Origin of the sequence: Streptomyces palmae (assembly GCF_004684805.1) — a bacterium.
Classification (GTDB): domain Bacteria; phylum Actinomycetota; class Actinomycetes; order Streptomycetales; family Streptomycetaceae; genus Streptomyces; species Streptomyces palmae.
Map to the genome: position 1 here is coordinate 1 of NZ_SRID01000074.1, position 22,433 is coordinate 22,433.

The following is a 22,433-nucleotide window of genomic DNA, read 5'->3' on the forward strand; positions in this document are numbered from 1 at the left end:
GGGTGGGGCGGCCACCGCGGGTCCGGCCAGGGCCAGGGTGGAGACCAGGGCGCCGAGGGCGCCGATGCGGGCGATGCGTGGGGGGATCCTCATGACCGACAGGATGACGCGCGTAGATAATGGCATGTCAACGCCAACTCGGTAAGATTTCCCAGGAGTTCACAGCCTCGCCGCACCTCGGTCAAGGCTCCGACACCGTTCCGTCGCGACTGCGTTCGGCCGCCGTACCGTTCCCCGACGACACCGTTCCGCCGCCACACCGCCCAAGCCCGCGGAGAACGGCACCCGGCCGCGCGGCGGCACCCGCGCGCCGCACCCGGGAGGCGTGAGCGGCCCCGAAGGCGGGGCGTGGACCGAAACCCTCCCCAAGGCCAGCCTTACCTGCGCTTTTGCCTGTGAGGCAAAACTTTTGCCTAAAGCCGCGCGGCTCGTTATACCGGAGGTATGACCTCGCCCCCCGAGGGTGCGGGCGGTCCTCTGCCCGCCATCGCCCCCCGACTGCGCGACCTGCGGCGGCGCAGCGGCCTCACGCTCGAGGCCGCGGCCCAGCGGGTCGGGCTTTCACCGGCCCATCTGTCCCGGTTGGAGACGGGGCACCGCCAGCCCTCGCTGCCGATGCTGCTGGCTCTGGCCCGTACCTACCGCACCACGGTATCCGACCTGCTCGGCGAGGTGGCCCCGGAACGGGACCCGATCATCCGGGCGGACCGGATGGAGGCCTCCGAGGCCGGCGGCTGGACCTACTGGCGGGCGGGCGGTTCGGCCCGGGCCATGCAGGCGCTCCGGGTGCACGTACCGATGCACCAGAGCCGCCAGGAGGACCTGGTGCGGGTGCATCCGGGCGAGGAGTGGCTGTACGTCATGCGGGGACGGCTGCGGCTGGTGCTCGGCGAGTCCGCGCATCTGCTGGAGCCCGGGGACGCCGCGCACTACGACTCCTTCACCCCGCACCGGATCTCGGCCGTCTCGGCCGGCGGCGCGGAACTGCTGTTCGTCCACACACTGATCCAGAGCGGAGCCGTCGAGTTGTGCCTCGGCGAGCCCGCACCTCACGAATGGAGGGCCATGCCGTGAACGAGGCGACATCGCACGAGGAGGAGAAGGCCCCCGGCGGGGTCATCTTCCGGGTCTTCATCTACCTGGTGGGGGTGCACGTCATCGCCGCCTTCTTCTTCCTGATCTTCTACCTGGGCGGCGCCAAGTGACCCGGCGGACGGCCTGACGGCGCCCGCCCGCCGGGCGGTGCGGTGATCACGGCGGACCCGCGGAAGGCCGTCAGCCCGCTCCCCCGGAGAACAGCCCGCCGGTGGGTCCCTGCTTGTCCCCGCCCTGCGCCTTCTTCAGGGCGTTGGCCAGGCCCTCGATGGTGAGCGACTGGAGGATCACCCGGCCGCTGCCCTCCAGGGTCGCCAGCGACAGGCCCTCGCCGCCGAAGACCGCGTTCATCAGGCCCTGCCGATTGAGCCCGCCGACGCGCTGCACTCCGTAGCGGATGCCCTCCTCGAAGGCGACGACGCAGCCGGTGTCCACCTCGATCCGGCCGCCGAAGTCGGCGGGGTCGAGGTCGATGAAGTTGCCCGCGCCACAGATGATCACGGTGCCGCGGCCGGTGAACTTCTCCAGGACGAAGCCCTCGCCGCCGCTGCGCCCGGTACGCCCGCCCTGGAAGGCGATGCCGAACTCCACCGTGGACTCGGCCGCGACGAAGGCGTCCTTCTCGGCGAACCAGGCGCGCCCGCCGTCCAGCTCCAGGGCGCGCATCTCACCGGGCAGCACCCCGGCGAAACCCACCGTGCCCTCGCCGCCCTGGGCGGTGAAGTACTGGAAGGCGAGTGACTCACCGGCCAGGGCCCGCTGGCCGACCTGCATGGCGGTGCCCATGGCCTGCCGCAGCATCCCGCCCATCCCGGTGCCGCCCCCGCCCGACGGTGCGGCACCGCCCTGGCCGGACGGCCCGGTGAGCCGGGTCTCCATCGTCACGTTGGCCGTCTTGAACAGGAACTTTCCCGCCTCGCAGTAGACGGTCTGACCGGGTTGCAGTTGGCAGACGGCCATCTGCATGGCGTTCCCGACGATCTCTTGCCGCAGCGTCACGGCCGTCTCCTCCTTGGGGTGCGGGGGGGTGGATCCGCCCGGTGAACGAGGGATCAAGGCGGGGAGGTTCCGCTGTTTACTCTGATTTCCCCTGGCTTCCCCTGATTTTCCCCCGATTTCCCTCCGAACGCGGGCGCGCCCGATCCGCGGTCGCGCGCCCCACCCGGGTCCGGGGCCCGCTGCGCCCGCCCGGGTCGGCGGGAAGCCGAAGATCGCCTGTGCACGGGGCCGCGGATCTGCCACGGTGTGGGCATGACCATGGACACGGCGGCTGACGGCGCCCCCGACCCCGAGATCGGTCCGCGCGCCCTGTGGACCCTGTTCGAGCCACTCCACGCGGTCACCTACTTCGCCCCCCAGGCGCGCACCGCCTTCGAGGCGGCGGGGCTGCGCGGATACTGGCGCGGTTACTTCGCGGGCCGCGCGGCGCCGCTGGGTGCGGTGGGCCCGGAGCCGGTGGTGGCCGCGTTCTTCGGTTTCGCGCCGCGGATGGCGGCCCGGGGGCTGCCCGCGCTCTGGCGGACCACACCCCCGGAGCAGGCGCTCCAGGCCCGGCTGGCCGGTGCCACCGCGGCGCTGACCCACCTGCTGACCGGCCAGGAGGAGGCGGTGGCACGGGCGGGCGAGACGCTCCTGCCGGCCGCCCTGGGGCTGGACTGCTCGGGCCGGGTGCTGGCCGCCGCGAACACCGCGTTGGACGTCCCGGAGGATCCGTACGGCCGGCTGTGGCACGCGGCCACGCTGCTGCGCGAGCACCGCGGTGACGGGCATGTGGCGGCGCTGGTGGCGGCCGGTCTGGACGGCTGCGAGACGCTGGCGCTGCGGGCCGGCACCGATCTGCCGCGCGATGAACTCCAGCCCTACCGCGGCTGGACCGACGAGGAGTGGGCCGCCGCCCAGCAGCGGCTGGTCGAGCGCGGGTGGCTGACGCCGGAGGGCACCGCGACCGCGGCGGGCCGGCAGGTGCTGGCCTCGGTGGAGGAGGCCACCGACCGCGCCGCCCGACGCCCCTGGCAGGCGCTGGGCGCCGAACGGACCCGGCGGGTGGCGGCGCTGCTGCGGCCCCTCGCACACGCCTGCGGCGCCGCCCTCCGCTTCCCCAACCCGATGGGCCTGCCGAGGACGACCCCGGCGGCGGAGGGCGAGTGACGGGACCCTCGGTGGGACTACGCAGCGACGTCCTGCATGGCCAGTGCGTCCCGCGCGCGGACGGCGTCCGGCCACCGGTTCGTCCGGGCGCCGTCGGCGGGTTGGCGGGGCTTCAGGAGGCGGTCACCGCGCGGGTGGCAAAGGCCTGGACGGTCCCGGTGGTGGCGCCATGGTTGAAGGCGCCCCTCACGCAAAGCACATTCCCATAGCGTGCCACGGAGGACATCGGCATGACCTCCGGCCACCTCCTGCCACTGAGCCGTCGGTCGTCCCCACTCCGTGGGCGCGGCATCGCCGGATCCAGGAACAGGTCCCACAACGCCCACACAGCCGAGTCCTCAGCGGCCGCCTCATGGCCTGCGCCGGTGTGTGCCGGTCCTGCTCGCAGTGCAGCCGATGCCCGCGGGGCCGGTCGTCCCGAACATCGTCTCCGCCGGGAACCCGCTGGCGTGGTGCGCGGGCCAGCCCGGATCGGCGGTTCGACTCAGCCGCGCTGCCCGAGCCGCTCGGCGCCCTTGGGGGTCAGCGAGCCGTGGAGGCGCAGGCGGGCGATACCGCCGTCCGGGAAGATGTCGATCCGCACATGGGTGGCGGCGGGGACCGCCTCCGGCAGGAAGCGGTGCACGGTGTCGGGCTGGAGGCGGGTGCGGGGCAGGATTTCCACCCAGGGGGCGGCGCGGTCCGCGGGGTCTGCCCCGGTGGTGGCGTCCAGGGCGTACAGCGCCGCCCAGCCGGCCGCGTTGCCCTTGAACTGGCCGGTGTCGATCTCCACGGCGCGGATCAGGGCCTGCTCGGTGAGCCGGTAGCGCACCCAGTCGTGGCCCTTGTCCCGGCGCCGGCGGGTCTCCCAACCCTCGTTCATCCTCCGGGACCTGCCCGGCCGGATGGTGTTGCCCGGTGGCGCGAAGAAGCGGTCGGAGGCGTCCTCGACGATGCCGCCGTTCTCCAGTGCGGCCAGGTCGAAGGTGCCCAGGGCGGTCAACCACGCGGGGTCGGGGGCCACCTCGCCGTACACCCGCAGCCGGGCGATGCCGCCGTCCGGGTGCTGGCACAGCCGCAGATGGGTGTAGCGGTGGGGGTCGGCCACCGGGAAGCCGTTGGCGGCGTGGCCGCCGACGGGGGTGCGCGGGACCAGTTCCGTCCAGGCCACCTCCGGGGCCAGCAGTTCCTCGGGCGAGGGGGTGCCGGGCAGCGCGGTGGCCTGCACGCTGACGGACTGCGGGTGGTTGCCGCGGAAGTGGGCGGTGTCCACGAGGATGCCGCGGATGACGCCGGGCGCGCCGAGGCGGATCAGCGCCCAGTCGTGATCCTCCTCGGCGGGGTGCGGGGTGTCCGGGCCGGCGCCGCGGCGGCGGCGGGTCTCCCAGCCGTCCATGATCTTGCCCTTGTGTCCGAAGGCCTCCGGGTCGAAGCGGGCGGCCTCGGGGTCGAGCAGGTTCTCCCGCTCGGCGAAGAACTCGTCGTTGGCGGCGATCACGCCCGCGCCCAACCGGCGGTCGGCCAGGTCCGCGTGGTGGGTGAAGGGGAGGTCGGCGGTGCGGTAGTCGGCGTACGGGTCGCCGCCGGTGTACGGCTTCGCGGCCCCGGTGAAGGAAGGTGTCGCGGCGCTCATGCCTCGGGCTGCCTTTCGAGGAGTCGGCCGGTGGGCTCGGTGGGGGTTCCATGGTCGGCGATCTTCGTACCGCGCAGCCAGGTGGAGCGTACGAGGCCGTACAGGGTCTTCCCGGCGTAGGCGGTGACGGGGTTGCGGTGGTGGAGGTCGGCGGGGCGCACGGTGAAGCTCTCCTCGGGGGCGAGCACCGCGAAGTCGGCGTCCCGGCCCGGCTCGATGGCGCCCTTGGTACGCAGGCCGACCAGTTGGGCGGGGGCGGTGGACATCCAGCGGGCCACCTCCTCCAGGGTGTGGCCGCGGCGCCGGGCCTCGGTCCAGACCGCGGGCAGTCCGAGTTGGAGTGAGGCGATGCCGCCCCAGGCCCGCCCGAAGTCGGCGCTCTTGAGGTCGGCGGTGCACGGGGAGTGGTCGGAGACCACGCAGTCCAGGGTGGTGTCGGCGAGCCCGGCCCACAGCGCGTCCCGGTTGGCGGCCTCGCGGATGGGCGGGCAGCACTTGAACTCGGTGGCGCCGTCGGGGACTTCCTCGGCGGTGAGGGTGAGGAAGTGCGGACAGGTCTCGGCGGTGATCCGTACGCCCTCCCGGCGGGCCGCGGCGATCAGCGGCAGCGCCTCGGCGGAGGACAGGTGCAGTACGTGCACCCGGGCGCGGTGCCTGCGGGCCAGTGCGATGAGCCCGGCGATGGCCCGGTTCTCGGCTTCGCGCGGGCGGGAGGCAAGGAAGTCGGCGTAGCGGGGGCCGCTGGGCGCGGCGGCGCCGGCGATCAGCCGGGGGTCCTCGGCGTGCACGACGAGCAGCCCGCCGAGATCGGCGATCTCGGCCAGCGCGGCGTCGAGTTCGGCCGGGGAGAGCTGCGGGAACTCGTCCACCCCGGAGGGCAGCAGGAAGCACTTGAAGCCGAAGACCCCGGCCTGGTGCAGCGGTTTCAGCTCGGGGACGTTGCCGGGCACCGCGCCGCCCCAGAAGCCGACGTCGACATGGGCCTGGGGGCGGGCCACGGCCCGCTTGGCTTCCAGGGCCCGGACTGTGGTGGTGGGCGGGATGCTGTTGAGCGGCATGTCGATCAGGGTGGTGACGCCGCCCGCGGCTGCGGCCCGGGTCGCGGAGGTGAAGCCCTCCCAGGCGGTGCGGCCCGGGTCGTTCACATGGACATGGGTGTCGACCAGTCCGGGCAGCAGGGCGTCGTCGCCCAGGTCCACCAACCGCGCCCCACCGGGGGGCTGGGCCTGGTGGGGAAGGACCGCGGTGATCCTTCCGCCGGCCACGGCGACGGAGGCCGCGCGCACACCACTCGAAGTGATGACCCGTGTCGATCGCAGCACCAGCCCCACGTCGGCCACCAGACCTCCCGCGCATCGCCCGCCGGACAGGAAACCCCGCACCCTTTCAACGATCTGTTGAAGTCTTCATCGGGGCACCGGTGGCGTCAAGGCCCGGAAGGAGGACGCTCCTTCGGCCTGATCGAGGTCTTCCACGACCTGGTCAGCCGGCCCCGCACGCCGTCACCGACGGGACTGGCGCCGACTGAGGCGGCCGAGGACTGTCGGTGGCTGCTGGCAGGATCGCCGGCATGGGCGATTCCGTGCACCAGAAGGCGACCTCCGCGCTGCGGAACGGGTGGTGAGGCATCGACGGTCGTCCGGGCCCGCTCCCACGACCCCGCCCGCACCTCGCAAAGCGCCTGTGACCGGCCACAACAGCCTGGCCATGCCGGTGTGGGGAGCACCGGGAGACGGGTAGGCTGCCGATGCCGGTCGGCCGGGTGCCCCGCGCGGCTGACCCCATCCGCCCCGAAAGGAACGCGCTGTGCCGCCGTCCGCCGAGCCCAAGACCGCCAGCAGCTCTGGCGGCGTCCAGTCGCTGGAGCGCGCCTTCGACCTGCTGGAGCGAATGGCCGACGCCGGCGGCGAGGTGGGGCTGAGCGAACTCTCCACCAGCAGCGGGCTCCCCCTGCCGACCATCCACCGGCTGATGCGCACCCTGGTGACCTGCGGCTGTGTACGGCAGCAGGCCAACCGGCGGTATGCGCTCGGCCCCCGGCTGATCCGGCTCGGGGAGAGCGCCTCCCGACTGCTGGGCACCTGGGCCCGGCCGCACCTGGCGCGGCTGGTGGAGGCGACCGGCGAGACCGCCAACATGGCACTGCTCGACGGCGACGAGGTGGTCTATGTCGCCCAGGTGCCCTCGCGGCACTCGATGCGGATGTTCACCGAGGTCGGCCGCCGGGTGCTGCCGCACACCACCGGCGTCGGCAAGGCGCTGCTGGCCCACGCCCCGGCCGAGGAGGTACGCGCCCTGCTGGCCCGTACCGGAATGCCGGCCGTGACCCCGAGGACCATCACCTCGCCGGACGAGTTCCTGGCCGCCCTGGAGCAGGTGCGCGAGCTGGGCTACGCGATGGACGACAACGAGCAGGAGATGGGGGTGCGCTGCCTGGCCGTGCCGGTGCCCGACTCGCCCACCCGCGCCGCCATCTCCATCTCGGGGCCCGCCGGGCGGGTCACCGAGGAGGCGACCGGGGAGATCGTTCCGGTGCTCAAGGAGGTCGCGGCGCGGCTGTCGGCCACCCTGGCGGACACCGGCACCGGCTGACCTGCCGCCTCCCGGCCTTTCGCGACCCCCGTCGGGGCCGTCACGCGGTCCGGTGCTCAGTCCCGGCCGCGGCCCGGCGGCAGTTCGCCGAACAGGTCGATCGCCCGCCGCACCGCGCCGAGGGCCAGGGCCAGCGCGCTCACCGAGCCGATGGCGCCCGCGATGACCAGCAGTGAGTAGCGCAGCCGGGGCGGCTCCGGAGTGCCGGAGGCGGCCATCGCGGCCAGCGCGGCGAGCTCGTCCTCGGCGATCGCGCGCTCGGGTAAATCCGCGGGATGGACGGCGAGTTCCCGGCGCAACCGGGCCACGGCCGACCCCAGCTCTCCGGCTCGGGGGTCCCCGCCGGCCCCGATGGCGCCGGTCCTCACCGGGACCGCGCCCTCCATCACATGGACCCCGGGCAGCCGCCCGAGTCCCTGACGCTCGTCGGACAACACACGCCTCTCCCCCTTGCGCGCCCTTGCGCAAGTCCCTCGCCCTGCATCATGGGCCTGCTCCGCGCCCAGCGGGTCGCGAGCGGCCACGCGGTTCAGTTAACGCCACTCCGCACACGCCGCGCTACACGGAGTGCGAAATTCAGGTCTCCGCTTTACTTCACAATGACCCATGCGCGCCCCCCGCGCGCCCCATTTCTGCCGGTGAGGGTGTCCAGGCCCCGCCGGGACCGGAAACGGCGAGGTCCAAGGGCATGCCTCCCGGCGGTGTCAGGCGTCGCGGCCGCGCGCCCCCCGAGGGTCCGGGAGGAGTGCGGGGGCGGACCGCGTCACGGAGAGGAAGGCCAGGGCCTATGGCAGGAACGGTGCGGGACGGGAGCGGTGGGGAGGCGGCCGCGGACCGGCCGGCGGTGGCCGGGCTGCTGCTGGCGGCCGGCGGCGGACGGCGGCTGGGCGGACGCCCCAAGGCCCTGCTGCCCTATCGGGGGCGCCCCCTGGTGGAGCGGGCGGTGGCGGCGCTGCGGGCGGGCGGCTGCGCCCCGGTGCAGGTGGTGCTGGGCGCGGCGGCGGGGCGGGTGCGGGAGCGCGCCGAGCTGACGGGGTGCCGGGTGGTCGAGAACCCCGACTGGGCCTCGGGCATGGGGTCCTCGCTCCGCGCCGGGCTCGCCGCGCTGGAGGGCACGGACGCGGCGGCGGCGCTGGTGATGCTGGTGGACCAGCCGCGGATCGGTCCGCGGGTGGTGGCCCGGCTGCTGGCCGCGCACCGGTCGGGGGCGGAGCTGGTGGCGGCCTCGTACGGCGGGGAGCGCGGGCATCCGGTGCTGTTCGGGCGGGGGTTGTGGGCCGAGGTCGCGGCGGACGCGGAGGGCGACCGGGGGGCCCGCGACTTCCTGCGCGCCCACCGCTCCCGGCTGCGCCTGGTGGAGTGCGCCGACATCGCGGCCCCGGACGACATCGACACCCCCCAGGACCTGGCGCTCCTGGAGTGAGGGCCCCGCCGGGTCCGGCCGGCGGCACCGCGCCACTGCGCGGTCACCCATACGGAGGAGGGACGTCGACACCGGCGCGCCGTCCTCCACGCGGACGGCGGGGCCCGGCGGCGCCGACGCACAGCCGCCATCCGCCCGTACGGCAAGGGCCCGCACCACCGGCGTCCCGTCACCGTCCGCCCCGAGGGCGAGGGCGCCTTCACCACCGGCGTACCGCCCCAGCCCTCCCCTACGGCAGAGGCGTCACCACCGACGCACCGCCACCATCCACTCGGACGGCAAAGGCGTCACCACCGGCACACCGTCACCATCCGTCCGGAGGGCCCACCGCACCGCGCCATTGAACTTCCACCATGAGGAACTTATTCTCCACTGGCGAGAAGCACCCCTGAGCCTCGGACGGCGCCGGCGACCGCCCGGGAGGCGGCGGCGGCCTGCCGCCCTCACCGAAGGAGTGAGTGCCCATGTCCGCACCGACGCCGGTTCCGCCGGCCGTCGTGGAGGCCGAACCGCTGGAGCGCCAGGGCGAGGTGCTGACCCCCGAGGCCCTCGCCTTCCTGGCCGAGCTGCACCGGCGCTTCACCCCGCGCCGGGACGAACTGCTCGCCCGCCGTGCCGAGCGGCGCGCCGAGATCGCCCGTACCGGCACCCTGGACTTCCTCCCCGAGACGGCGCACATCCGAGCGGACGACAGCTGGCGGGTGGCCCCCGCTCCGCCCGCGCTGAACGACCGGCGGGTGGAGATCACCGGCCCCACCGACCGCAAGATGACCGTCAACGCGCTCAACTCCGGGGCCCGGGTCTGGCTCGCCGACTTCGAGGACGCCTCCGCTCCCACCTGGGAGAACGTGATCCATGGCCAGCTCAACCTGATCGACGCCCGGGAGCGGCGGATCGACTTCACCACCCCGCGGGGGAAGAGTTACGCCCTGCGGCCGGCCGAGGAGCTGGCGACCGTGGTGGTGCGCCCGCGCGGCTGGCACCTGGCGGAGCGCCACCTGCGGGTGGACGGACGTCCGATGCCCGGCGCCCTGGTCGACTTCGGGCTGTACTTCTTCCACAACGCGCGGCCGCTGATGGAGCTCGGCAAGGGCCCGTACTTCTATCTGCCCAAGACCGAGTCGCACCTGGAGGCGCGGCTGTGGAACGAGGTCTTCGTCTTCGCGCAGGACCGGCTGGGCATCCCGCGGGGCACGGTGCGGGCCACCGTGCTCATCGAGACCATCACCGCGGCCTATGAGATGGAGGAGATCCTCTACGAGCTGCGCGACCACGCCTCCGGGCTGAACGCCGGCCGCTGGGACTACCTCTTCTCCCTCGTGAAGAACTTCCGCGACGCCGGCGCCGCGTTCGTGCTCCCCGACCGCAACGCGGTGACCATGACCGCCCCCTTCATGCGCGCCTACACCGAGCTGCTGGTGCGCACCTGCCACCGGCGCGGGGCGCACGCGATCGGCGGGATGGCCGCGTTCATCCCCTCCCGCAGGGATCCCGAGGTCAACAAGGCCGCCCTGGAAAAGGTCCGGGCCGACAAGGACCGGGAGGCGAAGGACGGCTTCGACGGCTCCTGGGTGGCCCACCCGGACCTGGTGCCCGTCGCCCTGGCCGCCTTCGACGCGGTGCTGGGCGACCGGCCGCACCAGAAGGACCGGCTGCGCGAGGACGTCCGGGTCACCGCCGCCGAGCTGATCGACATCGGCTCGCTGGACGCCCGGCCCAGCTTCGAGGGGCTGCGCAACGCGGTCCAGGTCGGTGTCCGCTACATCGAGGCGTGGCTGGGCGGGCTGGGCGCGGTGGCCATCTTCAACCTGATGGAGGACGCCGCGACCGCCGAGATCTCCCGCTCGCAGATCTGGCAGTGGATCAACGCCGGGGTGGAGCTGGAGCACCAGGGGCGGACCGTGCCGGTCACCGCGGAGCTGGTCCGTACCGTGGCCGCCGAGGAGCTGGCCGCCGTCCGGGCCGAGATCGGCGAGCAGGCGTTCGCCGCGGGCCACTGGCAGCAGGCGCACGACCTGCTGCTGAAGGTGGCGCTGGACGAGGAGTACGTGGACTTCCTGACCCTTCCGGCCTACGAGCTGCTCGACTGACCGGTCGACGGCGCGTTCGCGGCCGGTGCGGGCCCGGGGCGGCGTCCCGGGCCCGCACGGGGCCGATCAGCCCATGGCGGCGATGCGAGCGAGGCGCCGTGCCTCGTCCCGGGTGCGGCGGGCGATGGTCTCCTCGTCGACGGTGGTCAGACGGCCGTCCTCGACCACGGGCTCGCCGTTGACCAGGGAGAGGGTGACCGGGGCGGCGGGGCCCAGGACCAGGGCCGCCACCGGGTCGGCGATGGAGGCGTGGCCGATGCCGTCCAGCTTCCACAGCACCAGGTCGGCGAGTTTCCCGGGCTCCAGGGAGCCGATCTGCTCGGCGCGGCCGAGCACCCGGGCGCCGCCGTGGGTGCCCAGCCGCAGCGCCTGGCGGACGGTGAGGGCCCGCTCCCGGTGGCTGCCGAGCCGGTTGATGAGCAGCGCGTTGCGCAACTCGGTGTGGAGTTCCCCGGACTCGTTGGAGGCGGTGCCGTCCACGCCGAGGCCCACCGGCACTCCGGCGGCGAGCATGTCCGGGACCCGGGCGATGCCGGCCGCCAGCCGGGCGTTGGAGGAGGGGCAGTGCGCCACGCCGGTGCCGGTGCGGGCGAAGGCGGCGATGTCGGAGTCGTTCATGTGGACGCAGTGCGCCATCCAGACGTCCTCGCCCAGCCAGCCGGTGGACTCGAAGTAGTCGGTGGGGCCCATGCCGAAGAGTTCATGGCAGAACTTCTCCTCCTCGACGGTCTCCGAGCCGTGGGTGTGGAGTCGGACGCCCTTGCGGCGGGCGAGTTCGGCGCCCTGCCGCAGCAGTTCGGTGGAGATCGAGAACGGCGAGCAGGGGGCGACCGCCACCTGGGTCATGGCGTCGAAGGACGGGTCGTGGTGGTGGTCGACGGTCTGCTCGGTGGCGGCCAGCGCGCCCTCCAGGGTCTCCACCGCGAAGTCCGGCGGCAGTCCGCCGTCACTGGCGCCGCGGTCCATGGAGCCGCGCGCCAGGGTGAACCGGACGCCCATCTCGGCGGCGGCCCCGATGATGGTGCCGGACAGGTCGCCGGAGCCCTTGGGGTAGACGTAGTGGTGGTCCATGGCGGTGGTGACCCCGCCGCGGGCCATCATGGCCAGCGAGCCCTGCGCCGCCGCGTGCACCATCCGCTCGTCGATCCGGGACCAGGTCGGGTAGAGCGCGACCAGCCAGTCGAACAGGTTGGCGTCCTGGGCCAGGCCGCGGGTGATCCACTGGTAGAAGTGGTGGTGGGTGTTGACCAGGCCGGGGGTGGCCAGGTGGCCGGTGCCGTCGATGCGGCGGGCCACATCGGCCAGGTCCCGGGGGGCCGGCCCGGCCCCCACCGATTCGATGCGGTTGCCCGCGACGACGACATGGCCCGAGGGGTACTCGGTGTCGTCGGCGTCCACGGTGGCGATGGCGCAGTTCTCGATGACGATGCGCGAAGCTGCCATGGGATGTCCTCGTTCTTTCCCGGTGGTTCCGCGGGTCCGGGAGGTCGAGCGGGGTGACGACCGGACCCGCGGTACTGCTTGAGGCTGCGCAGATGCCCCCGCTCGTCCCCTGGGAGTGACGCCGGCGCCCGCGTCGGGGATGGGCCGCCAGGGCCCGGTGTGCAGTTCTACAGGGTGGCCGGATCGGCCGGGATCCGGGGTTCGGCTCCGTCCCGCAGCATGGTGGCCTCGATCAGGCCGTAGGGCCGGTCGGCGGCGAAGTAGACCTCGTTGTCGTTGCCCAGGCCGAAGGGCTCCAGGTCCACCAGGAAGTGGTGCTTGTTCGGCAGCGAGAAGCGGATCTCCTCGATCTCGGGGCGGTGCTCGATGACGCGCGAACCCATCTGGTACAGCGTCTGCTGGAGCGAGCGGGAGTAGGTCTCCGCGAAGGCCCGCAGGATGTGCTCCCTGGCCTGCCGGTAGGACAGGTCCCATTGGGGTGGCGGCTCCTCGCCGCCGGACCAGGAGTACCGCCACCGGGCCGCGACCTCGGTGGCCAGGATCCGGTCGCGGGTCTCCTGGAGGGTGGTGTACCGGTCCTTGGCGAAGCCCTGGAACTCCGAGCCGGTGGAGTTCATCACCACCAGGTCCTTCAGGCCGGAGACCACCTCCCAGGAGGAGCCGTCGTAGGTGATCTGGGCGGTGCGCACCTCCTGGCCCTTGCGGACGAAGGAGTGCCCGGTCCCCTCCGCGCCATCCGCCCCCGAGGCGGTCCCGGCGCTCGCGATGCGCTCCCAGGCGTACTCCTCGACACGGATCCGGGCCCGGTGGATGGCCGGTTGGCTGGTGACGAAGTGCCGGGCCAGATGGATGCCGAACTGCTCGGCCGACTCGACGCCGTACTCCTTGGCGAAGGCGAACACGGTGTTCTTGGTGGTGTCGGTCGGCAGCACGGTGGCGTTGGAGCCGGACAGGTGGACCTCGTCCATGTCGCCGCGGAGGGCGACCGAGACGCTGAGGTCCTTGACGTGGTGGGTGTCGCCGTCCCGCGTGATCCGCACGACGCGGCACTCCTCCTTGCCGTACTGGTTCTGGCCGAGGACCGCGGGGCGGGGGTGGTCGGAGTGGGCCGTCATGTCTGCTAACTCCCTCGGTAAACGGAGTATCCGAACGGGTTGAGCAGCAGCGGTACGTGGTAGTGCTCGCCGGGGGCGACGGTGAAGGCCACCGTCACCTCGGGGAAGAACGCGCCGCTGTCCGTGTCGCCGGGGGCGTCCTGCCGCGCTTCGGCCGGCCGGGTGGTGCCGTGTGCGCGGCTCCCCAGGTACGGCTCGACCTCGAAGCGCAGCCGCACCCCGGTGGTGCCCGCCGGCAGGGCCGGCAGTTCCTTGCAGCGCCCGTCGGCGTCGGTGGTCGCGCCGCCGAGTTCCTGCCAGGCGTCCCGGGCGGTGGCGCGGGCGGACAGCCGCACCGGCACGCCCGCCGCCGGACGGCCGAGGCTGGTGTCCAGGATGTGCGTGGACACCGAGGCGGGCGCGGCGGCGGTGGCCGGGTGCGTCATCACAGGTCTCCCTCTACGAGCCGGGTCAGCCGAATGCGGTTGATTCTGCCCAGTTCGGTGCGGACGATCTCGCGCTCGGTGTCCGGGTCGTTGCCGATCCGCTCCCGGAGCGCGGCGAGCATCTCCTCGCCGGTGCGCCCGGTGGCGCAGATCAGGAAGGTGTGTCCGTGCCGGTCCTGGTAGGCGAGGCCCAGTTCGAGCAGCTCCATGCGCTCGGCCTCCCGCACTCCGCTCTGCTCCCGCGCCGAGGCGCGGTCACCCGGCGCGGGTCGCCCGATCGGCGGGTGCCCGGCCACCGCCTCGTCGAGGTCGGCGGGGGTGAGTGCCGCCATGGCGGTATCGCTCGCCGTGTACAGCGCCTCGGGATCGGCGTAGGGGCGGCCGCTCGCCACGGCGGCGGCCCATGACCGGCTGGCGCACACCTCGCGCAGCAGCTCGGTCGCCCCGGACTCGTCTGCGGTGTTCAGCCGGATCAGGCCCGGCCTCGCGCTGGAGGTCACACCGGCAAGCTAGGAGCCCCACCACGGGACGTCAACAGATTGTTGAGAACTTCGTGCCGGGCCCGGCCGCATCGCGCCACCGCGCCGCCACGGGTCATTCGGCGCCCTTGGCGCTCTCCCGGTTCAGGTAGTTGTAGACGGTGAACCGGGACACCCCCAGCGCGCCGGCCACGGTCTCCACCCCGTGGCGCACCGAGAAGGCGCCGCGCTGCTCCAGGTTCCGCACCACGGACTGCTTGGTCCTGCGGTCCAGCCGGGACAGCGGCATCCCGTGGCGGCGCTCCAGCTCGGCCAGGATGTGGTCGAGCGAGTCGGACAGGTGCGGCAGCCGTACCGCCACCACCTCCCGCCCCTCCCAGGAGAGCACCACATCGTCCTCCGCGGCCCGGTCGGGGGCGACCAGCCGGCCCCCCATGGCGTCGACCAGCGGCTGGACCGCGCGGGCGAGGGGATGGTCGGCGAAGGCGGTCACCCCTCCCCCTCCTCGACCAGGTTGACCTGGAGCGACACCCGGGTGGCACCCGCCTGGAGGGTCTTGCGCAGCAGTGCGTCCACGGCGGCCAGCACCTCCTCGGCGCGGCCCTCGGCGGTGTTGCCGAACGGCCCCACGTCCACCGAGTCCAGCGGGGCGGTCTGCACCACCTCGCGGGCCACCAGGGCGTGCGGGGGCGCCTCGTCGAGGTCGAACGGTTCGGTCGTGAACTCAACCCTCAATCTCACCCGGTCAACCTAACCCGCGCCGCCGTGCCCGCGGCAGCCCCTGGCGGCGGCCCGATGACCGTACGAGGCGAAAACCGCGGAGGTGGCGCCACGCACATTCGGCGTTCGCCGGACCGGGGCGGTCCGCGTCCGGGAGCATGGCAGGGCAGAACTCCCGGGCCGGTGCCCGGGAGGCCGTCATGAACGCAGCAGGAGCCGCAGATGTCCAAGAGCGTGCCGGTGCGCTGCCCCGCCTGCCGCCACGAGCAGTCGTTCACCCCGCCCACGTTCTCCTGTGCCTGCGGGGCCCCGGTCAGCCTGCCCATCGCCGCCGACCGGGATCCCTGTGCGATGGCGCACCGCACCTGGGAGGACTGCTGGGCCGTGGTGGACTGCGCCAGTTGCGACCGGCGCGACCACTGGCCCTGGCCCGAACTGGACTGCCCCTGCGGCACGGTGATCCGGATCCCGGTGGTCGAGGCGCCCGCCGAGCCGCCCGGGCGGCCGGCCACCGGACCGGGCGACGGCGGTGCCGCCGGATCCGGGCCCGCGCGCCCCGCCTTCCGCCCGGTGACCATCCGCACCGCGCGGGACGCGGTCAACGCCGCCGCGCACTATCTGCGCTGGCTCGGCTTCCAGGGGCTGCGCCCGCCGGAGAACCGGGCGACGGCCGGCGCCGATCTGCGCGGCCCGGGCGTGGTGGCCCAGGTGGACCCCACCACCCACCCGACCACCGTGCGGGAGGTGGAGTGCCTGTGGCTGACCGGGCTCAACGAGTCGGTCACCGCGGTCTTCTTCTCCCTGGCCGGCTACGCCCGGGACGCCCGCCACCGCGCCGACGAGCTAGGGATCCCGCTGTTCGTCATGGACCTCACCGGCACCCCGCAGCCGGTCAACGACGCGGCGGACGACCTGATCCGGCTGGGGCCGCCGGAGCGGAAGGAGTAGAACACCGGTTGGAGGCCCTCGCCGCGATTCCGACGATCAGGGGAGACTGCATGGCATCCTCGGACTCCTGCGGGGAGTGCGGTGTGCCCGCGGCCCCGCGCTCCTGCGGCGAGCTGTTCCAGGAGCTGCTCGCACGGGACCACGCGCGGCAGCCACCGTGGGGGCCGCTGCACGGTGTCTCGGTCTCCTGCTTCCTGCTCCAGCATCCCGGTCGGCTTCCCGCCGACGGTGGGGCGATGGCCTGGGCCCTCCTGCACGCCTACCTGGCGGGCGGCCTGGACGCGGTGAACCCACTCGTCGGTCGGGCTCGCCGGGCCAACTCCCATCGGGTCGGGGGCGCGCCGTCACCGGTCGTCCGCGGCCCGGAAATGCCGCACGGGTACGCGCCGCCGTCCCGTTTCTCCTGCACGATCGAGGATGTGGCCGTCGACGGGACGTTCCCCGCCGAGGGGTTCGCGGAGCGCGTCAGGGCCTGGGCCGCCGCCACGGTCGACGCCTGGAGCCGCGGTGCGTGACCGGGGGCCGCGAGCCGCCGAGGTGCGGGCCCGACGCCGCCCGATCGCCCTCGCCTGCCCCGGAAACGTACGGGCCCCCACCGGGAGATACCGCCCGCCCCGCCACGCGCTCCGTGGCCCATGGCGGGGGCCTCCGCGGGCCTGCCGGCCCGGGGAGGCCCGCGTCCAGGGCACGCAGTCACCGGGGGCGGACAGGACCTACGGGGCCAGTGAGCGGGCGCCCTCCTCCCGCAGTTCCACCTTGCGCACCTTTCCGCTGACCGTCATCGGGAAGCTGTCCATCAGCCGCAGGTACCGCGGCACCTTGAAGTGCGCCAGCCGGCCGCTGCAGTAGCGCACCAGTTCCTCGTGGTCGAGCGGGTCGGCCTCGTCCCGCAGGATGACGCAGGCCAGGATCTCCTCGCCGTACCTCTCGTCCGGAACGCCGACCACCTGCACATCGGCGATCTTGGGGTGGGTGTAGAGGAACTCCTCGATCTCCCTGGGGTAGACGTTCTCCCCGCCCCTGATGATCATGTCCTTGATCCGCCCGACGATCTGGACGTAGCCGTCCTCCCGCATCACCGCGAGGTCGCCGGTGTGCATCCAGCGGGCGCTGTCGATGGCCTCCGCGGTGCGCTCGGGCTCGTCCCAGTAGCCGAGCATCACCGAGTAGCCGCGGGTGCACAGTTCGCCGCTGGTGCCGCGGGGCACGGTCGCCCCGGTCGCCGGGTCCACCACCTTGACCTCGATGTGCGGCAGCACCCGGCCCACGGTGCCGGTGCGGCGCTCCAGATCGTCGTCGCGGCGGGTCTGGGTGGAGACCGGGGAGGTCTCGGTCATCCCGTAGCAGATGGACACCTCGGCCATGTGCATCTCGGAGACCACCCGCTTCATCACCTCCACCGGGCACGGGGATCCGGCCATGATCCCGGTGCGCAGCGTGGACAGGTCGTAGGTGGCGAAGTCGGGGAGGTTGAGTTCGGCGATGAACATGGTGGGCACCCCGTAGAGCGAGGTGCAGCGTTCGCGCTCCACGGCGCTGAGGGTGGCCACCGGCTCGAAGGAGGGCGCCGGGATGACCAGGCAGGCACCGTGGCTGGTGGCCGCGAGGTTGGCCATGACCATGCCGAAGCAGTGATAGAACGGCACCGGGACGCAGACCCGGTCGCGTTCCGTGTAGTGGATCGTCTCCCCCACGAAGTAGCCGTTGTTGAGGATGTTGTGGTGGGAGAGGGTGGCGCCCTTGGGGAAGCCGGTGGTGCCCGAGGTGTACTGGATGTTGATCGGGTCGTCGCAGGACAGCTGCGCCTCCCGCTCGGCCAGCAGCTCCGGGTCCACCCCGGCCGCGGCGGCGACCAGCGCGTCCCAGCTCGGGTCGCCGATGTGGATCACCTCGCGCAGCAGCGGGCAGTCGGGGCGCACCTGCCGCACCATGCCCCGGTAGTCGCTGGTCTTGTGCTGGATCGAGGCGACCAGCACCGAGATCTTCGCCTGTTGGAGGACGAAGCTCAGCTCGTGGATCCGGTAGGCGGGGTTGATGTTCACCATGATCGCGCCGATCCGGGCGGTGGCGTACTGCACCAGGACCCACTCGGCGCAGTTGACGGCCCAGATGCCGACCCGGTCGCCCTTGCCGACCCCCTTCGCGAGCAGTCCCAGGGCCACCTCCTCGACGGCCTGCCCGAACTCCGCGTAGGTCCAGCGCCGTCCGCTGGCCACCTCCACCAGCGCCTCGCGGTCGCCGAACCGCCGGACGGTGCGGGCCAGGTTGGCGCCGATGGTGTCGCCGAGCAGCGGCGTCTCGCCCGTCCCACTGGCGTAGGACAGCTCCGGTACGTCCCTGAAGGCGCCGGTCATACGTCCCCCTCGTGGAACTCGGTGCCGCCGCCCTGCGCGGTCCGCTCGCGCAGTTCGATGCGGCGGATCTTGCCGGACACGGTCTTGGGCAGCTCGGCGAACTCCAGCCGGCGGATGCGCTTGTAGGGCGCGAGGACCTCCCGGGAGTGGGCGAAGATCGCCTTGGCGGTCTCCGGGCCGGGCTCCCAGCCCGCCGCCAGCACCACATAGGCCTTGGGTACCGCCAGCCGCAGCGGATCGGGTGCCGGCACCACCGCGGCCTCGGCGACCGCCTCGTGCTCCAGCAGCGCGCTCTCCAGCTCGAACGGCGAGATCTTGTAGTCGGAGGCCTTGAACACGTCGTCGGCGCGGCCGATGTAGGTGATGTACCCGTCGGCGTCCCGGGAGCCGATGTCCCCGGTGCGGTAGTAGCCGTCCGCCATGACCTCGGCGGTGCGCTCGGGGTTTCCGGCGTAGCCGGCCATCAGGCCGACCGGGCGGTCCGAGAGGTCGACGCTGATCTCTCCCTCCTCCCCCGGGGCGCCGGTCACCGGGTCCAGCAGGGCAATGGTGAAGCCGGGCGTGGGGCGGCCCATGGAGCCCGGCTTGAGCTGCTGACCGGGGGTGTTGGCGACCTGCACGGCCGTCTCGGTCTGCCCGAAGCCGTCCCGGATGGTGACCCCCCAGGCCCGCCGTACGGCCTCGATCACCTCGGGGTTGAGCGGTTCCCCGGCCGCGACCACCTCACGCGGCGGGGTGCGCAGCTGGCTCAGGTCGGCCTGGATGAGCATGCGCCACACGGTGGGCGGCGCGCAGAAGCTGGTGACGCCCGCGCGGTCCATCTCGGCCATCAGCCGGGCCGCGTCGAACCGGCTGTAGTTGTGGATGAAGACGGTCGCCTCCGCGTTCCACGGCGCGAAGAGGTTGGACCAGGCGTGCTTGGCCCAGCCCGGGGAGGAGATGTTGAGGTGGACGTCGCCCGGCTTGAGCCCGATCCAGTACATGGTGGCCAGGTGCCCGATCGGGTACGAGGTGTGGGTGTGCTCGACCAGCTTGGGCTGGGCGGTGGTGCCGGAGGTGAAGTAGAGCATCAGCGGATCGGTGGCCCGGGTGGGGCCGTCCGGCTCGAACGGACCCCGCGCCTCGGGGTCGGCGTGCGCGTCCGCGTAGTCCAGCCAGCCCTCCGGCACGCCCTCGCCCACCGCGATCCGGGTGTAGTCGCCCGGCACCTCGGCGAACTTCCCGGTGTCGGCGGTCCGCACCAGCACGTGCCGGGCCCCGCCGCGCTCCACCCGGTCGGCCAGGTCGATCGGCCCGAGCAGCGGCGTGGCCGGGATGACGACCGCGCGCAGCTTCATCGCCGCCAGCGCGGTCTCCCACAGCTCGGCCTGGTTGCCGAGCATGACCACCACGCGGTCGCCGGCCCCGACCCCGCGGGCCCGCAGCCAGTTCGCCACCCGGTCCGAGCGGGTGCGCAGCTCGGCGAAGCTCAGCCGGGTCTCGGCCCCGTCCTCCTCGACGATGTGCAAAGCGGTACGGCTGTTGCCCTCGGCCATCGGGTCGAACCAGTCCAGCGCCCAGTTGAAGGTCTCCGGACGGGGCCAGCGGAACCCCGCGCGGGCCGCCGCGTAGTCCGTACGCTGCTCCAGCAGGAAGTCCCGGGCCGCCCGGAACTCCTCGGTCGGACTCATCGCTGTCACATGTCCTCCTCAGTGCCGTACCGCTGGCTAGCATCGTGGACGCGTGATATGAGTCTCACCACCCCCGGACGGGGGTACCGGGTCATTTTCGGGAGGTGCCGTGGCGCATTCGGCCGCAGCCGTCGATCTCCAGACGGCTCTGCTGCGGCTGCGGCGGTCCGGCGCGCTGCCGGTGGCGTTCGGCGGTCTGTTCACCGGGGCGCGGCAGTTCCACATCTCCGCGCTCAGCGGCACCACCAGCCGCTCCCTGCACGGCCTGGCCATCTCGGCGGGGAACGGGCTGGGCGGCAAGGCGGCCAGCACCTCCCGCCCGATGTCCGTCGCCGACTACCGCGCCTCCCGGGCCATCAGCCACGAGTACGACGCCGCGGTGGAGGCCGAGGGCCTGCGCTCGGTCCTGGCGGTGCCGGTCGTGGTGCGGCGCCGGGTGCGCGGCGTGCTGTACGGGGCGCTGCGGGAGCCGCTGGCGCTGGGCGACCGGCCGCTGGCCGCGGCGGTGGAGGCGGCCCGCGAGCTGGAGCAGTCGCTGGCGGTGCACGACGAAGCGCAGCGCCTGCTGTCGGTGGCGCAGCAGCCCACGGAGGCGGATCCGGCCCTGTGGGAGGAGGTCCGCGAGGCGCATGTGGATCTGCGGGCGCTGGCCGGGCGGGTGACCGATCCGCTGCTGCGCGAGGAGATCCTGGCCGCCTGCCGCAGGCTCGCCCGCGCCTCCTCGTCTCCGCGGCACCCCGGCCGGCCCCCTGAGCGGTGCCCGGTGGAGCTGTCACCGCGCGAGGTGGACGTGCTGGCCTGCGTGGCCCTGGGCGCGACCAACGCGGTGGCCGCCGAACGGCTGGGCCTGCGGCCGGAGACGGTCAAGAGCTATCTGCGCTCCTCCATGCGGAAACTGGGCGCCCACACCAGGCTCCAGGCGGTGGTCGAGGCCCGGCGCGCGGGGCTCCTGCCGTAGCGGCGGGCGCGCGGGTCGGCTCAGTCGGACACATAGCGCAGGTCATGGGCGGCCTCCGGGGCGGCCATCGACAGCACGCCGCGGGCCTCGTCCTCCAGCGCCGCACGGTCGGCGCGGCCCAGTGGTGAGAAGGGCCGCACCAGCAGGGTGGCGGTCCCGGAGCCGCTCTCGATCCGCCAGGTGCCCCGGACGAAGCCGTCGACGAGAAAGGTGCGGTACGCCTGGTTGACCTGCCAGATCCGGCCCCGGTCGGCCGCGCTGACGATCCTGCCGCGCTCCGCGTGCGAGAGCAGCACATTGTCGTACTGCGGGAGGAAGCGCGGCGGGGCCGGGGTGTCCGGGTCCGGGCGCGGCGCCTCGGGCAGGTCGAACAGTTCCACCCCGCCCTCGTCCCGGAAGCTCAGCAGGCGGGGCCGCAGTGCCTCGACCGGCTCACGCAGCCCGGTCAGCCCGCACCAGGTCTGGAGGTCCCGTACCGAGGCCGGGCCGAAGGCCGCCAGATAGCGCAGGATCATCCGGGACAGGTCCGGCTCCGCCTCCAGCGGCCGGCCCAGCCACGCCTCGACCGTGGTGTGCGCGATAGGCCCGCTGCGCCCCCACAGCCCGCGCGGGGTCACCTGCACCAGCGGCAGGACGGTACGGGCCGCCATGGCCAGGTCGCCGCCCGCCCGGTCCGGCCAGTGCGGGCGCAGCGCCTCGCCCAGCGCCTTGAAGGTGAGCGGCCGCTCCTCGACCAGTTCCCGGGACGCCTCCGCCAGCCGCGCCAGGTCCACTCCGGCCAGCCGCTTGCCCTGGTTGCCCTGGAACCCGCGGTACAGCACCGGCTGCACCAGGGGGCGCAGCGTCACGCAGTCCCGGGCGCTGACCAGGTGGATGGTGGAGCGCATCAGCGGGATCCGCACCACCTGGCGTGCGGCGAGGGGCTCGGACAGCGCCTGCGGGCCGAAGTCGGCCAGCCGCGCGGCGAGCGCCTCGTAGGGCGGTGTGACCGCCTGCGCCTGAAGCCCCACCAGGTGCTCCACCGCGTCCAGCACCGACAGTCGGGCTCGGCGCAGCAGCAACTGGCGGTCGAGGGTGGCACGGTTGAGCTGCCGAAGGGTGAGAACCGGTGCGTTGGTCATCACCCCACGCTAGAGCCGATTGAGGTCAGTTCCCGTCCGCAATCCGCGAGGGGGTGCCTCCGCGGTCTGTGGCGGGCGCGCCTCCACGTCCTGCCGAGGAGGTGCCCGAAGCGGCCCACCGAGCGCGCACCTCCGCCCGGCCTGCCGAGGGGCGCGGCCCCTACGGCCGGTCCAGGGTGCTCCTCCTGGGCCTGCCAAGGGGTATGACGGGGCCCGCCCCGGTGGGGGGCGGGCCGGGGA

The 22,433-nt window shown here is 73.4% G+C and carries 22 protein-coding genes; 9 read left to right on the forward strand and 13 right to left on the reverse strand.

Going from position 1 to position 22,433, the window contains the following annotated elements; translation table 11 throughout:
* The first annotated feature begins 444 nt into the window (after window positions 1-444).
* Window positions 445-1,074, forward strand: a complete 630-nt coding sequence (locus E4099_RS10925) for a helix-turn-helix domain-containing protein (RefSeq protein ID WP_135338795.1) — start codon at window positions 445-447, stop codon at window positions 1,072-1,074.
* A complete protein-coding gene (locus tag E4099_RS34115) occupies window positions 1,071-1,205 on the forward strand; it encodes a DUF6126 family protein (protein WP_245244756.1) in 135 nt (44 codons plus the stop codon). The genes E4099_RS10925 and E4099_RS34115 overlap by 4 nt, the downstream gene beginning before the upstream one ends.
* A 70-nt stretch (window positions 1,206-1,275) precedes the next feature.
* Here the strand turns inward: E4099_RS34115 and E4099_RS10930 are convergent, their stop codons facing one another.
* Window positions 1,276-2,094 carry an AIM24 family protein gene (locus E4099_RS10930; protein ID WP_135338796.1) on the reverse strand — a complete coding sequence of 273 codons (819 nt, stop codon included), beginning with the start codon at window positions 2,092-2,094 and terminating at the stop codon, window positions 1,276-1,278.
* Window positions 2,095-2,352: 258 nt separating this feature from the next.
* Between E4099_RS10930 and E4099_RS10935 the strand changes: the two genes are divergently transcribed.
* Window positions 2,353-3,243, forward strand: coding sequence for an SCO6745 family protein (locus E4099_RS10935; protein ID WP_135338813.1), 891 nt, complete (start codon window positions 2,353-2,355; stop codon window positions 3,241-3,243).
* 484 nt (window positions 3,244-3,727) lie between these two features.
* Here E4099_RS10935 and alc read toward each other — a convergent pair whose 3' ends face one another.
* Window positions 3,728-4,855, reverse strand: a complete 1,128-nt coding sequence (gene alc / locus E4099_RS10940; protein WP_135338797.1) for an allantoicase — start codon at window positions 4,853-4,855, stop codon at window positions 3,728-3,730.
* Window positions 4,852-6,195: an allantoinase AllB gene (allB, locus tag E4099_RS10945; protein WP_135338798.1), complete on the reverse strand. Its 1,344-nt coding sequence runs from the start codon at window positions 6,193-6,195 to the stop codon at window positions 4,852-4,854. Before allB ends, alc begins: the two co-directional genes overlap by 4 nt.
* Window positions 6,196-6,661: 466 nt before the next feature.
* Between allB and E4099_RS10950 the strand changes: the two genes are divergently transcribed.
* The gene (locus tag E4099_RS10950; RefSeq protein WP_135338799.1) at window positions 6,662-7,447 is read left to right on the forward strand and encodes an IclR family transcriptional regulator; all 786 of its coding nucleotides are present in this window, start codon (window positions 6,662-6,664) and stop codon (window positions 7,445-7,447) included.
* 56 nt (window positions 7,448-7,503) lie between these two features.
* Here the strand turns inward: E4099_RS10950 and E4099_RS10955 are convergent, their stop codons facing one another.
* A complete protein-coding gene (locus E4099_RS10955; protein ID WP_135338814.1) occupies window positions 7,504-7,833 on the reverse strand; it encodes a DUF5955 family protein in 330 nt (109 codons plus the stop codon).
* A gap of 401 nt (window positions 7,834-8,234) precedes the next feature.
* On the opposite strand from E4099_RS10955, the gene E4099_RS10960 reads away from it, so the two are divergent.
* Complete coding sequence (locus E4099_RS10960; protein WP_135338800.1) at window positions 8,235-8,870, forward strand: nucleotidyltransferase family protein; 636 nt, start codon at window positions 8,235-8,237, stop codon at window positions 8,868-8,870.
* A gap of 464 nt (window positions 8,871-9,334) precedes the next feature.
* A complete protein-coding gene (gene aceB / locus E4099_RS10965; protein WP_135338801.1) occupies window positions 9,335-10,960 on the forward strand; it encodes a malate synthase A in 1,626 nt (541 codons plus the stop codon).
* Between the two features lie 66 nt (window positions 10,961-11,026).
* Here aceB and E4099_RS10970 read toward each other — a convergent pair whose 3' ends face one another.
* The 6 genes from E4099_RS10970 to E4099_RS10995 form a co-directional block, all read right to left on the reverse strand.
* Entirely contained in the window at window positions 11,027-12,403 is a 1,377-nt protein-coding gene (locus E4099_RS10970) for an 8-oxoguanine deaminase (RefSeq protein WP_135338802.1), read from the reverse strand.
* 167 nt (window positions 12,404-12,570) lie between these two features.
* Window positions 12,571-13,518: a factor-independent urate hydroxylase gene (pucL, locus tag E4099_RS10975; protein ID WP_135338803.1), complete on the reverse strand. Its 948-nt coding sequence runs from the start codon at window positions 13,516-13,518 to the stop codon at window positions 12,571-12,573.
* Between the two features lie 5 nt (window positions 13,519-13,523).
* Window positions 13,524-13,943 carry a hydroxyisourate hydrolase gene (uraH, locus tag E4099_RS10980; protein ID WP_135338804.1) on the reverse strand — a complete coding sequence of 140 codons (420 nt, stop codon included), beginning with the start codon at window positions 13,941-13,943 and terminating at the stop codon, window positions 13,524-13,526.
* Window positions 13,943-14,443, reverse strand: a complete 501-nt coding sequence (gene uraD / locus E4099_RS10985) for a 2-oxo-4-hydroxy-4-carboxy-5-ureidoimidazoline decarboxylase (protein ID WP_135338805.1) — start codon at window positions 14,441-14,443, stop codon at window positions 13,943-13,945. The genes uraH and uraD overlap by 1 nt, the downstream gene beginning before the upstream one ends.
* 94 nt (window positions 14,444-14,537) lie before the next feature.
* On the reverse strand, window positions 14,538-14,915 hold the full coding sequence (locus tag E4099_RS10990) for a helix-turn-helix domain-containing protein (RefSeq protein WP_135338806.1): 378 nt from the start codon (window positions 14,913-14,915) through the stop codon (window positions 14,538-14,540).
* Window positions 14,912-15,163, reverse strand: coding sequence for a YkoF family thiamine-binding protein (locus E4099_RS10995; protein WP_135338807.1), 252 nt, complete (start codon window positions 15,161-15,163; stop codon window positions 14,912-14,914). Before E4099_RS10995 ends, E4099_RS10990 begins: the two co-directional genes overlap by 4 nt.
* A gap of 201 nt (window positions 15,164-15,364) precedes the next feature.
* On the opposite strand from E4099_RS10995, the gene E4099_RS11000 reads away from it, so the two are divergent.
* Window positions 15,365-16,090 (forward strand): hypothetical protein, encoded by a 726-nt coding sequence (locus E4099_RS11000; protein WP_135338808.1) that lies wholly within the window; start codon window positions 15,365-15,367, stop codon window positions 16,088-16,090.
* A 50-nt stretch (window positions 16,091-16,140) separates the two neighbouring features.
* Complete coding sequence (locus E4099_RS11005; protein WP_135338809.1) at window positions 16,141-16,605, forward strand: DUF5946 family protein; 465 nt, start codon at window positions 16,141-16,143, stop codon at window positions 16,603-16,605.
* Window positions 16,606-16,803: 198 nt separating this feature from the next.
* On the opposite strand, the gene E4099_RS11010 is transcribed toward E4099_RS11005, so the two are convergent.
* Both E4099_RS11010 and E4099_RS11015 read right to left on the reverse strand, forming a co-directional pair.
* Window positions 16,804-18,444, reverse strand: coding sequence for an AMP-binding protein (locus E4099_RS11010; RefSeq protein WP_135338810.1), 1,641 nt, complete (start codon window positions 18,442-18,444; stop codon window positions 16,804-16,806).
* Entirely contained in the window at window positions 18,441-20,114 is a 1,674-nt protein-coding gene (locus E4099_RS11015; RefSeq protein ID WP_135338815.1) for an AMP-binding protein, read from the reverse strand. The genes E4099_RS11010 and E4099_RS11015 overlap by 4 nt, the downstream gene beginning before the upstream one ends.
* Before the next feature lie 109 nt (window positions 20,115-20,223).
* Here E4099_RS11015 and E4099_RS11020 point away from each other — a divergent pair, with 109 nt between their 5' ends.
* Complete coding sequence (locus E4099_RS11020; RefSeq protein WP_135338811.1) at window positions 20,224-21,072, forward strand: helix-turn-helix transcriptional regulator; 849 nt, start codon at window positions 20,224-20,226, stop codon at window positions 21,070-21,072.
* Window positions 21,073-21,092: 20 nt separating this feature from the next.
* Here the strand turns inward: E4099_RS11020 and E4099_RS11025 are convergent, their stop codons facing one another.
* Window positions 21,093-22,193, reverse strand: a complete 1,101-nt coding sequence (locus E4099_RS11025) for a winged helix DNA-binding domain-containing protein (RefSeq protein ID WP_135338812.1) — start codon at window positions 22,191-22,193, stop codon at window positions 21,093-21,095.
* Window positions 22,194-22,433 lie beyond the last annotated feature (240 nt).

Excerpts from the sequence above, each read along its gene's own strand:
- E4099_RS10925 (WP_135338795.1), top strand. The coding sequence starts at position 445 with ATGACCTCGCCCCCCGAGGGTGCGGGCGGTCCTCTGCCCGCCATCGCC.
- E4099_RS10935 (WP_135338813.1), top strand. The coding sequence starts at position 2,353 with ATGGACACGGCGGCTGACGGCGCCCCCGACCCCGAGATCGGTCCGCGC.
- alc (WP_135338797.1), bottom strand. The coding sequence starts at position 4,855 with ATGAGCGCCGCGACACCTTCCTTCACCGGGGCCGCGAAGCCGTACACC.
- E4099_RS10955 (WP_135338814.1), bottom strand. The coding sequence starts at position 7,833 with ATGGAGGGCGCGGTCCCGGTGAGGACCGGCGCCATCGGGGCCGGCGGG.
- E4099_RS10960 (WP_135338800.1), top strand. The coding sequence starts at position 8,235 with ATGGCAGGAACGGTGCGGGACGGGAGCGGTGGGGAGGCGGCCGCGGAC.
- aceB (WP_135338801.1), top strand. The coding sequence starts at position 9,335 with ATGTCCGCACCGACGCCGGTTCCGCCGGCCGTCGTGGAGGCCGAACCG.
- E4099_RS10970 (WP_135338802.1), bottom strand. The coding sequence starts at position 12,403 with ATGGCAGCTTCGCGCATCGTCATCGAGAACTGCGCCATCGCCACCGTG.
- pucL (WP_135338803.1), bottom strand. The coding sequence starts at position 13,518 with ATGACGGCCCACTCCGACCACCCCCGCCCCGCGGTCCTCGGCCAGAAC.
- uraH (WP_135338804.1), bottom strand. The coding sequence starts at position 13,943 with ATGACGCACCCGGCCACCGCCGCCGCGCCCGCCTCGGTGTCCACGCAC.
- E4099_RS11000 (WP_135338808.1), top strand. The coding sequence starts at position 15,365 with ATGTCCAAGAGCGTGCCGGTGCGCTGCCCCGCCTGCCGCCACGAGCAG.
- E4099_RS11005 (WP_135338809.1), top strand. The coding sequence starts at position 16,141 with ATGGCATCCTCGGACTCCTGCGGGGAGTGCGGTGTGCCCGCGGCCCCG.
- E4099_RS11010 (WP_135338810.1), bottom strand. The coding sequence starts at position 18,444 with ATGACCGGCGCCTTCAGGGACGTACCGGAGCTGTCCTACGCCAGTGGG.
- E4099_RS11015 (WP_135338815.1), bottom strand. The coding sequence starts at position 20,114 with ATGAGTCCGACCGAGGAGTTCCGGGCGGCCCGGGACTTCCTGCTGGAG.
- E4099_RS11025 (WP_135338812.1), bottom strand. The coding sequence starts at position 22,193 with ATGACCAACGCACCGGTTCTCACCCTTCGGCAGCTCAACCGTGCCACC.